The sequence below is a fragment of the Adlercreutzia sp. CNCM I-6216 genome (genome assembly GCF_977113345.1).
This window is the reverse complement of the sequence record NZ_CDSBIE010000001.1, coordinates 358,157-371,680: the sequence shown is the minus strand read 5'-3', so window position 1 is coordinate 371,680 and position 13,524 is coordinate 358,157. Positions and strand designations below refer to the sequence as shown.

At 63.1% G+C, this 13,524-nt stretch carries 13 protein-coding genes; 12 read left to right on the top strand and 1 reads right to left on the bottom strand.

Annotation, left to right across the window (positions count from 1 at the left end; translation table 11 throughout):
• Nucleotides 1–66 precede the first annotated feature (66 nt).
• The 8 genes from ACYVRU_RS01495 (at nucleotide 67) to polA (ending at nucleotide 7,599) form a co-directional block, all read left to right on the top strand.
• Entirely contained in the window at nucleotides 67–357 is a 291-nt protein-coding gene (locus tag ACYVRU_RS01495; RefSeq protein WP_041714575.1) for a hypothetical protein, read from the top strand.
• Nucleotides 358–523: 166 nt separating this feature from the next.
• Nucleotides 524–754 carry a CpXC domain-containing protein gene (locus ACYVRU_RS01490; protein ID WP_022740173.1) on the top strand — a complete coding sequence of 77 codons (231 nt, stop codon included), beginning with the start codon at nucleotides 524–526 and terminating at the stop codon, nucleotides 752–754.
• Nucleotides 754–1,605 carry a prolipoprotein diacylglyceryl transferase gene (lgt, locus tag ACYVRU_RS01485; RefSeq protein ID WP_461185651.1) on the top strand — a complete coding sequence of 284 codons (852 nt, stop codon included), beginning with the start codon at nucleotides 754–756 and terminating at the stop codon, nucleotides 1,603–1,605. The genes ACYVRU_RS01490 and lgt overlap by 1 nt, the downstream gene beginning before the upstream one ends.
• A 150-nt stretch (nucleotides 1,606–1,755) precedes the next feature.
• Nucleotides 1,756–2,136, top strand: coding sequence for a desulfoferrodoxin family protein (locus ACYVRU_RS01480; protein WP_270357797.1), 381 nt, complete (start codon nucleotides 1,756–1,758; stop codon nucleotides 2,134–2,136).
• A 165-nt stretch (nucleotides 2,137–2,301) separates the two neighbouring features.
• A complete protein-coding gene (rpmE, locus tag ACYVRU_RS01475) occupies nucleotides 2,302–2,784 on the top strand; it encodes a 50S ribosomal protein L31 (RefSeq protein ID WP_022740170.1) in 483 nt (160 codons plus the stop codon).
• Nucleotides 2,785–2,934: 150 nt separating this feature from the next.
• The gene (locus tag ACYVRU_RS01470) at nucleotides 2,935–4,278 is read left to right on the top strand and encodes a glutamine synthetase family protein (RefSeq protein WP_022740169.1); all 1,344 of its coding nucleotides are present in this window, start codon (nucleotides 2,935–2,937) and stop codon (nucleotides 4,276–4,278) included.
• Between the two features lies 1 nt (nucleotide 4,279).
• On the top strand, nucleotides 4,280–4,954 hold the full coding sequence (locus ACYVRU_RS01465) for a winged helix family transcriptional regulator (RefSeq protein ID WP_418686932.1): 675 nt from the start codon (nucleotides 4,280–4,282) through the stop codon (nucleotides 4,952–4,954).
• A 17-nt stretch (nucleotides 4,955–4,971) separates the two neighbouring features.
• Complete coding sequence (polA, locus tag ACYVRU_RS01460) at nucleotides 4,972–7,599, top strand: DNA polymerase I (protein WP_461185650.1); 2,628 nt, start codon at nucleotides 4,972–4,974, stop codon at nucleotides 7,597–7,599.
• 246 nt (nucleotides 7,600–7,845) lie between these two features.
• Here polA and ACYVRU_RS01455 read toward each other — a convergent pair whose 3' ends face one another.
• Nucleotides 7,846–8,811: a helix-turn-helix transcriptional regulator gene (locus ACYVRU_RS01455; RefSeq protein WP_461185649.1), complete on the bottom strand. Its 966-nt coding sequence runs from the start codon at nucleotides 8,809–8,811 to the stop codon at nucleotides 7,846–7,848.
• A gap of 482 nt (nucleotides 8,812–9,293) precedes the next feature.
• Between ACYVRU_RS01455 and arcA the strand changes: the two genes are divergently transcribed.
• The 4 genes from arcA to rpmA all read left to right on the top strand — a co-directional run bounded on the left by arcA (nucleotide 9,294) and on the right by rpmA (nucleotide 13,261).
• Nucleotides 9,294–10,517, top strand: coding sequence for an arginine deiminase (gene arcA, locus ACYVRU_RS01450; protein WP_270357790.1), 1,224 nt, complete (start codon nucleotides 9,294–9,296; stop codon nucleotides 10,515–10,517).
• A gap of 68 nt (nucleotides 10,518–10,585) precedes the next feature.
• Nucleotides 10,586–12,184 carry a YfcC family protein gene (locus ACYVRU_RS01445; RefSeq protein WP_278572304.1) on the top strand — a complete coding sequence of 533 codons (1,599 nt, stop codon included), beginning with the start codon at nucleotides 10,586–10,588 and terminating at the stop codon, nucleotides 12,182–12,184.
• Nucleotides 12,185–12,658: 474 nt separating this feature from the next.
• Nucleotides 12,659–12,979: a 50S ribosomal protein L21 gene (gene rplU / locus ACYVRU_RS01440; RefSeq protein WP_022740162.1), complete on the top strand. Its 321-nt coding sequence runs from the start codon at nucleotides 12,659–12,661 to the stop codon at nucleotides 12,977–12,979.
• Nucleotides 12,980–13,000: 21 nt separating this feature from the next.
• Nucleotides 13,001–13,261 carry a 50S ribosomal protein L27 gene (gene rpmA, locus ACYVRU_RS01435; protein ID WP_022740161.1) on the top strand — a complete coding sequence of 87 codons (261 nt, stop codon included), beginning with the start codon at nucleotides 13,001–13,003 and terminating at the stop codon, nucleotides 13,259–13,261.
• The last annotated feature ends 263 nt before the right edge of the window (nucleotides 13,262–13,524 follow it).

Sequence of the window (13,524 nt, the reverse complement as noted above, 5' to 3'; positions counted from 1 at the left end):
GCGGCAACAGATCTGGAAGATGAGCGGGCTCTGGCGGGCCCGCTTTTTTGCGAGAGAGGCTGGTGTATGGAAGGGTGCTGGAGCCGTCGCGGGTGCGATGACGAGATGCAGGGGCGCTGTCCGCACAACGTGCCGGGGGAGCCGTGCCCGGCAGACTGCCATTACGCGGCGTGCCATCGACCGACCCATGTGGTGTGCGAGGACTTCGGGGTGCTTCTAAACCCGAATCGCGATTACGACGCGGCGGTCAAGCAGGTGTGCCGCTTCTGCGAGCATTTCCTTGTGAACGGGCCGGATATCGATCCGGAGACCCGCACGCGCGACAAGTTCAGCGGCCGCAACCGCTTCCTTCTTTAGGGTTCAGCCGAACCCAGAACTCGATTTTGTGACCATTTTCTCTCGACTTTTTGCAAAGAACGAGAAGGCGGTTGGGTGAGAGGGCTTGCTTTTGCGTGATTGTCGAGGGGCTCTGCTACAATGCGGTTCGGTAAAGGTTCAAGCGCGAGCGAAGGCGGTGAGAGCGGTGAAAGCGAAGGTGACCTGTCCGGCCTGCGGGGCCGATGACGTCGATGTGCGATCCTACGAGTCGCTCATGGCCCTGCGCTCCGACCTGGCGCTGTTCACGCTGACCTGCCCCCATTGCGCCGCCCGCATCTCGGCGCTTCTGACCATTCCGCCCGAGTTGCGGGAGGAAGTTGTATTTGCCGCTATCGAGCTGGGTGCTGGTATGGGCGCCCATGAGGGAACATCGTAATGCTGAACGACATTTATCAGGGGCTCGACCCCATCGCCTTCTCGCTGGGGCCTCTGGTGGTGCGCTGGTACGGCCTGGCCTACGTGCTCGGGTTCGTCTGCGCCGCCGCCATCATCTACTTCGTGGCGAAGCGCTGGAAGCTCGGCATGAGCGAGGACAACCTGCTCACGCTCATGGTCTGCGCCATCGTCGGCGTGGTGCTGGGTGCGCGCATCGGATACGTGCTGTTCTACGGCGACGGCTACTACCTGTCCCATCCGCTGGAGATACTCGCGTTCAACCAGGGGGGCATGAGCTTCCATGGCGGTCTCGTGGGGCTGCTTATCGGCGGCGCCGTAGCTGCCCGTATGACGCGCATCCCGTTTCTCACGTTGGCCGACTTGGGATCCATTGCGGCGCCGATTGGCCTGTTCTTCGGCCGCTGCGCCAACTTCGTGAACGGCGAGCTGTGGGGCGCGCCCACCGACGGGCCGCTCGGCGTGGTGTTCGGCGGCGCGGCCGGCATGATGCCGCGGCATCCCAGCCAGCTCTACGAGGCGGTGCTGGAGGGGCTCGTCATCTTCTGCGTCCTGTTCGCGCTCTCGCGCAAGTACCCGCCGAGGCCCCAGGGCACCTTCCTCGGCGCATTTCTGGTGCTCTACGGCATCTTCCGCTTCCTCATCGAGTTCGTGCGCGAGCCCGACGTGCAACTGGGATACCTGTGGGGCGGCTGGCTCACCATGGGCCAAGTGCTCTCGGCGCCACTCATCGTGGCCGGCATCGCGTTGCTCATCTATGCGGCGAGGACGCGGCATCCCCAGGCCGGACCGCAGGAGATTCAGCCGCCGTCTGTCCCTGGCGATGCGGCTTAGGCGCTCCGTCGGGTTTTCTTGTAACGACGTGGTGTCACCCGGCGTTGCGGAAATCGGGGTGGCACTCCTTCCAGTACAATATTTCAAGGCCGCGGACAGCGCGTCTGCGGCTCTTTGTAACGAGCAGCTACAAGAGATATGAGGTAGAACATGGACGTGAAATTCTACAAGTGCATGCATTGCGGCAACATTGCCGTTAAGGTCTTCGACGCGGGCGTGCCGCTGGTGTGCTGCGGCGAGAAGATGGTTGAGCTGGTCGCCGGCTCCCAGGACGCCGCCCTGGAGAAGCACGTGCCCGCCGTCGAGGTCGAGGGCAACAAGGTCGTCGTGAACGTCGGCTCGGTGGATCATCCCATGCTGGAGGAGCACTGGATCCAGTTCATCTGCCTGGTGACCGACAAGGGCTACCAGATTCACCCGCTGAATCCGGGCGAGGCGCCCCACGCCGAGTTCGTCATCGCCGAGGGCGAGACGCCGCTCAAGGTCTACGAGCACTGCAACCTCCACGGCCTGTGGGTGACCGAGATCTAAACACCCGCTCGCGGAGCGAAATGAAAAAGACCCGTGTTGCGCGGGTCTTTTTTCTTGCATTCGGCGAAAACGGTGCTAATATAGACAAGCTTGTCTCAGGGCTTGGTCGGAAACCAAGCCGCATTCGGCCCCTTGGTCGGAAACCAAGGAAGTTAGGAGAACCCAATGAAGCAAGGTATTCATCCGGAGTACGTGGACTGCGTCGTGAAGTGCAGCTGCGGCAACACCTTCACCACCCGCTCCACCAAGCCCGAGCTGAAGATCGACATCTGCAACGCCTGCCATCCGTTCTACACCGGCACCCAGAAGCTCATCGACACCGGTGGACGCGTCCAGCGCTTCGCCGACCGCTTCGGCGCCGCTAAGGACGTCGTGGCCGAGCGCGAGGCCGCCAAGAAGGCCGAGCGCGCCGCTCAGATCGCCGAGCGCGAGGCCGCCAAGAAGGCCGAGCGCGAGGCCAAGGCCGCCGCTAAGGCCGAGCGTGCCGCCGCCTATGCCGCCAAGGCCGCCGAGGAGGCCGCCCGCGCCGAGGCTCAGGCCGACGTTGACGCCATGGAAGACGCCGCTGCCGCCGGCACCGCCGAGGAGGCTCCCGGCGTGGAGCTGACCGACGCCGAGGTGACCGAGGCCGTGGAGGCCGCCGAGTAGCACGTCATCGCATTCGGTGAACGCAAGGCCCGCTCGCACTCCGGTGCGGCGGGCCTTTTCTTTTGCCGTCCTGTGAATTCCCGCAAAGGGGAGCGGGCGCGGTTTTATAATGCTAGGGAGTTGAACGCAACGCGACCGATGGGAGTAGATATGGTTGCGAATCCGGAGCAGGACTTCGTCCTGAAAACGGTTGAGAGCAGAGATGTTCACTTCGTTCGCTTCTGGTTCACCGACGTCTTGGGCAACATGAAGTCCTTCGCGGTGGTGCCCGGCGAGCTGGAGAGCGCCTTCGAGGAGGGCATGGGCTTCGACGCCAGCTGCATCGAGGGCTTCTCGGCGGCGCAGGAGTCGGACATGCTGGCCTTTCCCGACCCTTCCACCTTCGAGATCTTGCCCTGGCGTCCCCAGGCCAACGCCGTGGCCCGCATGATCTGCGACATCCGCACGCCGGAGGGGGAGCCCTACGCGGGAGATTCGCGCCATGTGCTGGAGCGGGTGGTGCGCCGCGCCGCCGAGGACGGCTACTCGTTTATCGTAGGGCCCGAGCTGGAGTACTTCTACTTCAAGGACGCCGAGGGCACCGACGTGCTCGATCATGGCAGCTACTTCGACCTGACGTCGCTCGATTCCGCCTCCGATCTGCGCCGCGACACGGTGCTCACTTTGGAGAAGATGGGCATTCCCGTGGAGTACTCCCACCACGAGAAGGGCCCCTCCCAGCACGAGATCGACTTGCGCTACGCCGACGCGCTCTCCATGGCCGACGCCGTTATGACCTACAAGCAGGTGGTGAAGGAAATCGCCATGAAGCACGGGGTGTACGCCTCGTTCATGCCCAAGCCCATGGCGGATGCTCCCGGCAACGGCATGCACGTGCACCAGAGTCTCATGGATCGCTCCGGCAACAACGTGTTCTTCGACCCGGACGATCCGTCCGGGTACAACCTGTCGGCCACGGCGAAGAGCTACATCGCCGGCCTTCTGAAGTACGCGCCGGAGTACACGCTGGTCACGAACCAGTACGTGAACTCCTACAAGCGCCTGCAGCCGGGAGGGGAGGCGCCCACCTGCATCAGCTGGGGCGCGCGAAACCGCTCGACCTTGGTGCGCATCCCGGGCTATCGCCCGAACAGCGAGTCGGCCTGCCGGGTGGAGCTGCGCAGCCCCGACCCGGCGGCGAACCCCTATCTTGCCTTCGCCGTCATGCTGGCCGCGGGGCTTGCGGGTATCGAAGAGGGGCTTGAGCTTATGCCCCCGGCCGACGAGGCCGCGCCCATCGGCTGCACCCGCTACGAGCATCGCGCCCGGGGCATCGAGACGCTGCCGGAATCCCTCGGCGAGGCCGTGGAGCGCTTCGCGGAGAGCAAGCTGATGCGCGAGACCTTGGGCGAGCACATCCACGATTACCTCGTGCGCACCAAGCGCGAGGAATGGGAGGCCTACCAGGGCATCGTGACCGCGTGGGAGCTCGAGCGCAATTTGGCGGTGTTGTAGCATGCAGCGCAAAACGGTAATCTTCATCGCCGACAGCCTCGACAACGCCCACAAGTTCCAGCAGGTACTCTCGAAGTTGGACGTGGACGTGGCTGCGGGCTCGTCGGTGCAGTTCAAGAAGCTACTCGCGGCGCACCCGAGCCACGATCTGGTCATCTACGAGGCTCGGGGCGACGCTCTGGGCACGGTGGCCTCGGTGGAGGCGGCGCTTGCCGAGGAAGGTGCCACTGCCATGCTCGTCATCGTGAACGAGGACCAGCTGGCCCAGTTCCGTCTGCCGGTGTCCTGCAAGGCCGACTTCGTCGTGCACGGGGCGAGCGCCGCCGAGTGCACCACCCGCATTCGACAGCTGCTGTGGCCCGGCAACGAGGGCAGCTCGGCCGACTACATCACCGTGGACAACATGACCGTGAACCTTGCCACCTACCAGGTGAAGGTCGGCGGCGAGCCGGTGGACCTCACCTATTTGGAATACGCCCTGCTCGCTTTCCTCGTCACTCACCCGGGCCGCACCTACTCTCGCGACGCGCTGCTGCGCCGCGTGTGGGGCTTCGACTACTACGGCGGCAGCCGCACCGTGGACGTCCACGTGCGCCGCGTTCGCGCCAAGCTCGGCCCGGAGCTCGCTCAGCGCCTGGAGACGGTGCGCGGCGTCGGCTATTTGTGGAACGCCTAAGACTCGAAAGGCTCGAAATGTCAAAAAAGATTGCCGTTATCGACGGAAACTCGCTCATGCATCGCGCCTACCATGCAGTGCAGACGCCCATGACCGCCAAGGACGGCACCCCCACCAACGCCGTCTTCGGCTTCCTCACCATGCTCTGCAAGTTCATCGAGATGGCCTCGCCGGACGCGGTGGTGTGCGCCTTCGACGCCGGCAAGCCGGTGCACCGCATCGAGGCCATGGCCCAGTACAAGGCGCAGCGGCCGCCCATGGACGAGGAGCTACACGTGCAGTTCCCCGTCATTCAGGAGCTGCTCGAGTCCATGGCCATCCCTGTGGTGAAGGTGCCCGGCTGGGAGGGCGATGACATTCTGGGTACCATTGCCGCCCGCGACGAGGCGCTGGGATACGAGACCCTGCTCGTCACCGGCGACAAGGACGCCTATCAGCTGGCGAGCGAGCTGACGCGCATTGTGACCACGAAGAAGGGCATCACGGACGTGACCATCAACGGACCGGCCGAGGTGGAGGAGCGCTACGGCGTGACGCCGGCCCAGTTCATCGACTACCTGGGGCTTATGGGCGACAGCTCCGACAACATCCCCGGCGTGCCCGGCATCGGGCCCAAGACCGCCACGAAGCTTCTGCAGACCTACGGGTCGATGGAGGGCATCTACGAGCACGTGGGGGAGCTCAAGGGCAAGCAGAAGGAGAACATTGAGAACAATCGCGAGACGGCGTTTCTGTCCCGGGAGATCGCGACCATCGTGACCGATCTGGACTTCCCCCTCGACTTGGAGGCGGTGAGCTTTCCCGCCTTCGACGCGGCGGACGTGGAGGAGGTGTTCGGCAAGTACCAGCTGGCGAGCCCCTTGGCCCGGGTGCTGGCCATGATCGATGCCGAGCCGCCCTCGCGCGAGGCGAAGTTGGAAGTGGCGCCGGTGCTCGAGGGGGACGCCGGCGCGGCCGAGGTCGCCCGGGCCGTGAAGGCGGGGGAGACCATCGGCGTCGCCTTCGTCGATCCGGAGCAGGTGTCGTTGTTCGACGAGGGGGCGACCGGCGCGTTCGCCACCGACGAGGCAACGGTCGTCGCGGTGGGAGACGACGCGCTGGCGCTGCTCGCCCAGGTGGTTCGGGAAGGCTCGTTCGTGGCCCTGGATGTGAAGGCGGAGCTGCATCGGGTGTACCCGGCCGACACCGCCGAGCCGGCTCTCGTGAGCGATGGGGAGGTGCTCTCTGCCGACGGCTTCGACCTGTCCGTGGCGGGCTACGTGCTGAACTCGTCGCTTTCCGCCTACACCTACGACTCGCTCATGGAGGCCCTGGCCGCCTCCACGCTGCCCGAGGCCGAAACCGACGCCGAGCGCGCGGCCATCCGCGCCACGGCGGCTCGTCTGCTGAAGGGGCTCTTGGAGGAGGCGCTGAAGAAGGACGGCAGCTGGGACGCCTACGCCGACATCGACTTGCCGCTCGTGGGGGTGCTCGCCGTCATGGAGCGCGTGGGCGCCGCCATCGACGCGGAGCGCCTGGAGGCGCTGGGGCGCGAGGCCCAGGCCGAGGTGGACGGTCTCACGGCCCAGATTTACGAGCTGGCCGGCGAGCCCTTCAACTTGAGTTCCCCCAAGCAGCTGGCCCACATCCTCTTCGAGGTGCTGGAACTGCCCCCGGTGAAGAAGAACCAGCGCGGGTACTCCACCGACGCCAAGGTGCTCACGGAGCTGTCGGCCATCCATCCGTTGCCCGACCTCATCCTGCGCTACCGCGAGTTCTCGAAGATCAAGAACACCTACATTGACGCCCTGCCCCGTATGCGGGCCGCCGACGGCCGCGTGCACACCCAGTTCAACGAGACGGTCACCACGACCGGGCGCCTGTCGTCATCCGACCCGAACCTGCAGAACATTCCCGTGCGCACCGAGTTCGGCCGCCAGATCCGCAGTTGCTTCGTGCCGCTGCGGGCGGGCGAGCTGTTCCTGTCGGCGGACTACTCGCAGATCGAGCTGCGCCTGCTCGCGCATCTGTCCGGCGACGAGCACTTGGTAGCGGCGTTCAACTCCGGGGCGGATTTCCACGCCTCCACGGCCTCTCGCGTCTTCGGTCTGCCGGTGGAGGCGGTGACACCGGAGCTGCGCAGCCGCGCCAAGGCGGTGAACTTCGGCATCGTCTACGGCCAGCAGGCCTTCGGGCTCTCCCAGACGCTGGACATCCCCGTGGCCGAGGCCCGCGAGATGATCGACCGCTACTTCGAGGCGTACCCCGGCGTGCGCACTTACTTGGACGAGACCGTCGCCGAGGCCCGCGAGCGCGGCTTCGCCGAGACCATGCTCGGCCGCAAGCGCCACATTCCCGAGCTGAAGAGCTCCAACGGCCAGCAGCGGGCCTTCGGCGAGCGCACGGCCATGAACCATCCCATGCAGGGGAGCGCCGCCGACATCATCAAGATGGCCATGAACGAGGTGCAGCGCCGTCTTCTGGCCGAGGACTTTGAGGCCCAGCTCATGATCCAGGTGCACGACGAGCTGGACTTCTCGGTGCCGGCTGGGGAAGTGGAGCGGTTGGCCGCCATGGTGAAAGAGGTCATGGAAGGCGTCGTCAGCCTGAAGGTGCCCCTCATCGCCGACGTCAGCTGGGGCCCCACCTGGGCCGAAGCGCACTAGCGAGTCGATCGAGTCAGCCGAGTAATCCATGCGCCGGGAGGTCGGGAGGAGGTATCCCCAGACCTCTGCGCGCCCCCTGGAGAACGCGGCCGTTAAGAAATAGCTTCCACTTCAGCAGCAGCGATGCGGGGATGGTACCGGCCTATGTGCGTTCCTTCCGCTATTTCTTTTGCCGCGTTCGCAGGGGGATAAAGCGCGCAGCGGGCTGGGGATACCTCCTCCCGACCTCCCAGTCAGAGGAGTCCCTTACACCGTCTTCCAGGAATCCTGGATGAGCTCCTGGCGGTTGGTATGCCCCGTCTTTTGCAGGATGTTGTGCACGTGCACCTTCACGGTGGACGGGGAGAGCGACATCGCCGAGGCGATGTTCTGGTTGTCCTGATCGCGCAGGATGTAGTCGAGCACCTCCTGCTCGCGGGCCGTCAGCTGGTGGCGCTTGGCGTAGACGAGCAGATCCTCGGCTGTCTGACGATAGCGGAGGGTGTCGTCCACCACAGGCGCCTTGTTGGAGTGAATATCCAGCTGACGCAGGGCGAACCAGCAGGTCATGGCTGCGCAGACCATCATGAGTACGTTCTCGGCGTAGTTTCGCTCCGCCGAGAACGTGAACGGTCCTATTGTGAGCGTGTCGGTGGAAAGCACGAGGAAGAACAGCGCATCCTCGGCCACCATGACCATTCCGAGCAGGGCGAGAGCGATGCAATGGTTCTTGTAGCGCCCAAGCCGTTGCCGCTCGACCGGGTCTTTCGTACGCAGGTAGTGAACGGCGCCATAGGCCAGGATCCAGAACATGAAGGCGGCGCGGCAGCTGTAATAGCAGAACCTCAGCACCTTGCTCTCGCCGGAGATGGCGAGCAGGATCAGCGAGAGGATGGCATAAACGACGATGGGCGTGATGCGGATGCTGCGACGGCACTCACCGATGTACTCGCAGACCATGAACCAGAAGGCGCCGAGAAAGCCGGCTCCAGTGACCATCGTGTAGAGCGAGCGGATGAAATAGTACTCCTGGGTCAGCCCCGAGGCCAGCTCGCGCGCCGCATAGTCGTCCTGCAGGATGGAGGCCACGTCGAAGAAGTAGAACATGAACGCGATGCAGGCGAACAGCATCGTCTTCCGCTTCGTTACCAGATACGAGGAAAGGCAAACCGCCGCCGTCAGTGCCGAGACGAGAATAACCAAGAGCGTCTCGTAGAAAATCGCCAGTCCCATAGACCCCTTCGTTCCAGCCAGCCTGCATCAAACCCTCTTTTTAAGCTCATTATATCGCTTCGCGGGGAATTTCGAGGGCCGGGGGAAGCCATCGAGAGCGATGGGGGCCTGGATGGCGCTCTGCGTTCCCCGAATGCGTCGCTCGAAGGAGAGTTGTGGAGACGCGCCTGGGCGAAAACTCTTGAGCAGAAAGCTTACGAAACGGTAACAGCGCTTAATTGCCTGACGAAAAGTCAATAATCAGAGTTTTTAAAAAGCGTAAGTGACCTGCGGTTTAGGTTGGTTGTAGAAGGAACCCGAAGGAAGGCGCTTGGCTGATGGGGCCGAGCTACAACTGGTTTAGACCTTTCGCAAACTTCATAGTTCCTGCACATTGGATTCATGAAATCGCGAGCCAGTTCCTTCGGGACTCGCGTGGCCGTGGAGGGAAACCGCGGCAGCCGGCAATCGAGTGGCGCGGACGCGCCAGATCGGAGAGTCACATGCAAGGAGTAAACGTCAAGAGCGAGATCGGCAACCTCAAGAAGGTTATCCTTCATCGCCCGGGGAACGAGCTTTTGAACCTCACCCCGAACACGCTGGAGGAGCTGCTGTTCGACGACATCCCGTTCTTGGAGGTCGCTCAGGCCGAGCACGACGCCTTCGCGGGCATTCTGCGCGAGGAGGGCGTAGAGGTCGTCTATCTGGAGGACCTTATGGCCGAGGCCCTGGACACCGACCCGGGCCTGCGCGAGAAGTTCCTCGACCAGTGGATCTACGAGGCGGGCATCCGCACCGACCTGTACACCCAGATCATCAAGGATTACATCAATAGCGAGTACGCCGGCACCAAGGACATGGTCATGAAGACCATGGCGGGCATCAACCTGCAGGAGCTGCCGCAGCAGCACACCAACCTGCTCGTGGACATGGTGTCCGACCGCACGAAGCTCGTGTGCGCCCCGATGCCGAACCTGTACTTCACCCGCGATCCGTTCAACATGATCGGCAACGGCGTGGGCATCAACCGCATGTACAGCCAGACGCGCAACCGCGAGACCATCTACGGCGACTACATCTTCAACTATCATCCGGATTTCAAGGACGTGCCGCAGTACTACAGCCGCGAGAACACCTTCCACATCGAGGGCGGCGATGTGCTGAACATCAACGACCACGTGCTGGCCATCGGCATCTCCCAGCGCACCGAGCCCGACGCCATCGATCAGCTGGCCCACAACGTGTTCAGCGACGAGACCTCGACCATCGACACCATCCTGGCGTTCAACATCCCGGTGTCCCGCGCCTTCATGCACCTGGACACGGTGTTCACCCAGATCGACTACGACAAGTTCACCATCCATCCCGGCATCATGGGCCCGCTGACCGTCTTCGAGATCACCCCGGACGGCAACGGCGGCACCAAGATCCGCGAGCGCGACGAGGATCTGGAGTCCATCCTGACCGAGTACGTCGGCCAGCCCGTGAAGCTCATCCCCTGCGGCGGCGGCGACCGCATCGCGGCCGAGCGCGAGCAGTGGAACGACGGCTCCAACACGCTCTGCGTGCGCCCCGGCACCGTGGTGGTGTACCAGCGCAACAACGTCACCAACGACGTGCTGTACAAGAACGGCATCAACTGCCTGGTCATGCCGTCCGCCGAGCTCTCCCGCGGCCGTGGCGGCCCGCGCTGCATGTCCATGCCGGCCTGGCGCGAGGCTATCTAGGCTTTCTTCCTGTCCAAACGGCGGCCGATCTCCCTTATCGGCCGCCTCTCCCTTAAGGAGAAACTCCCATGGCTGATACTAAAAAGAAGAAGCGCGCGAGCCTCTCTTCGTTCACTATTTTGCTGATCATCCTGGTGGCGCTTGCGGTCATTACCGTTATCATGGCCGCCTGCGGCGTCGAGGGCATCGAGGGCGCTACGCTCTCCGGCGTGCTCACCGCGCCGGTCTTCGGCTTCCAGGACGCCATCGGCGTGTGCCTGTTCGTTATGATCCTCGGCGGTTTCCTCGGTATCGTCACCGAGACCGGCGCGCTCGATGCCGGCATCGCCGCGCTCGTGCACAAGCTCAAGGGCAACGAGCTCGTGCTCATCCCCATTTTGATGTTCATCTTCTCCATCGGCGGCACCACCTACGGCATGTGCGAGGAAACGGTGCCCTTCTACCTGCTGCTCGCCGCCACCATGGTGGCGGCCGGCTTCGACAGCCTGACCGGCGCGGCGGTCGTCCTTTTGGGCGCCGGCTGCGGCGTTTTGGGCTCGACCGTGAACCCGTTCGCCGTGGGCGTGGCCGTCGATGCGCTTTCCGGTATCGGCATTGCCGTCAACCAGGGCATCATCATCGCGCTCGGCGCTATTCTCTGGCTCACGACGACGATCATCTCCATCATCTTCGTGATGCGCTACGCCAAGAAGGTGAAGGCCGACAAGGGCTCCACCTTCCTGTCGTTGCAGGAGCAGCAGGACATGATGAACGAGTGGGGCATGACCGACTCCGAGGCCGAGGCTACTGACGGTCAGGATATGGCTCCGAAGATGACCGGTCGCCAGAAGGCCACCCTCATCGTGTTCGCGCTCACCTTCGTCATCATGATCGTCTCGTTCATTCCTTGGGAGGATCTGGGCTTCGACGGCTTTGTGGCCGGCCAGTCCTACGAGGAAGTGACGACGACGGTTGCGGGCGATGAGGTCATTGCCGCCTACGACGAGGCCAACGGCACCACCACCGAGGTTGCCGCTCCCTTCGAGGCCACCTCCGTTGCCGAGGAGGAGGTCACCCCGGCCTGGTCGAGCTTCCTGACTGGCATTCCTCTGGGCCAGTGGTACTTCGACGAGGCCTCCACGTGGTTCCTGCTCATGGCGCTCATCATCGGCGTCATCGGAGGCGTGTCCGAGAGCCGCTTCGTGAAGGCGTTCATCAACGGCGCCGCCGACATGATGTCGGTCGTGCTCATCATCGCGCTGGCCCGCTCCATCACCGTGCTCATGGCCTCCACCGGTCTGGACATGTGGATCCTGAACAACGCGGCCAACGCGCTCGCGGGCATGTCGGCGATCATCTTCGCGCCGCTGTCCTTCCTGCTCTACATCGTCCTGTCCTTCCTGATCCCGTCCTCCTCCGGCATGGCCACCGTGTCCATGCCCATCATGGGCGGTCTGGCCAGCCAGCTGAACTTCTCGGTCGAGACCATGGTCATGATCTACTCCGCCGGCAACGGCCTTGTGAACCTGTTCACGCCGACCTCCGGCGCCATCATGGGCGGCTTGGCCCTCGCCAAGATCGAGTACTCGACCTGGCTCAAGTTCGGCGCGAAGCTGTTCGTGGTCCTCGGCATCGTCTGCATGGTGATCCTTACCGCTGCGATGCTCATTCTGCCTGGAGCAGCCTAGGATGTACCGATAACAGCCTGCCGGCTGTCATCCTTCCGGGAGGGCGTCCCCTGCGCGGGGCGCCCTCCTCGTGTGTTCCGCCTGGCTCTTCCTCGTTTTGGAAAATGTGCCATTTTGGCCCAAATCTGGAAAACGTGCTATTTTGGCTCGCGAAATTTGGAAAATGTGCTTTTCTGTTTTCGGGAAACACCTAGTTTGACCTGGTATAACTCCAGATTTCCCAGGTCAGAGGCCTGAACAAAAAAGCACATTTTCCAGATGAAAAGCTCGCGGCTCGGTAGTTGCGCGCGATGGGCCGATGGGCTGCTGGGTGAGGAAAGAAGCTCGGCGAGGGTCGCAAGGCAACTCCGTCGTTTCCTGCATATGTAGATGCTCGGTGAACGGCGGGTTTTTGCGGGAGAAAATCATTGACTCGCGCGGGGGTGTCGGGTAAGATATCGCCTTGCGTTTAGTCACATTCAAGGAGAAACTTACATGTACGCAATCGTGAAAACGGGCGGCAAGCAGTACAAAGTCGCCCCCGGAGACAAGATCAACATCGAGAAGCTCAACGTCGAGCCTGGCGACAAGGTGGAACTTGAGGCCATCTGCGTGGTAGACGGCGACAAGGTGGAGGCCGACCCCGAGAAGGCCGCCAAGACCAAGGTCGTGGCCACTGTGCTCGAGCAGTTCAAGGGCGACAAGGCGCTGGTCTTCAAGTTCAAGAAGCGCAAGAACTACAAGAAGCTGCGCGGTCATCGTCAGAACCTGACCCGCGTGAAGATCGAATCCGTCGGTACGGCCAAGGCCGAGTAACGGGTTAAGGAGGAATCTCTCATGGCACACAAGAAAGGCTTGGGCTCTACCCGTAACGGTCGCGACTCCCACGCGCAGCGACTGGGCGTGAAGAAGTTCGCCGGCGAGGCTGTGAAGACCGGCAACATCATCGTCCGCCAGCGCGGCACCCACTTCCATCCCGGTGAGAACGTGGGCCGCGGCAAGGACGACACCCTGTTCGCCCTGTGCGATGGCACGCTGAAGTTCACGCGCGGCCAGAAGCGCAAGATTCACGTCATCCCGGCCGAGCAGACCGCCTAAACGCTTCAAGTCTCAACGACTGCGTAACATCAACGGTAACCCAATGCCCTCTGAAGTTCCAGGGGGCATTGTTGTATCTCTCCCAGTTGTGGTGCCGGGAGTGCGTGATCGCCGCCCGCTGATCGCTTCATCCCCTTCCGAACGCGGCAAAAGAAATAGCGGAAGGAACGCACATAAGTCGGTACCATCCCGACACACCTGCTGCTGACATGGAAGCTATTTCTTAACAGCCGCGTTCTCCAGGGGGCGATCTGAGGTCGTCG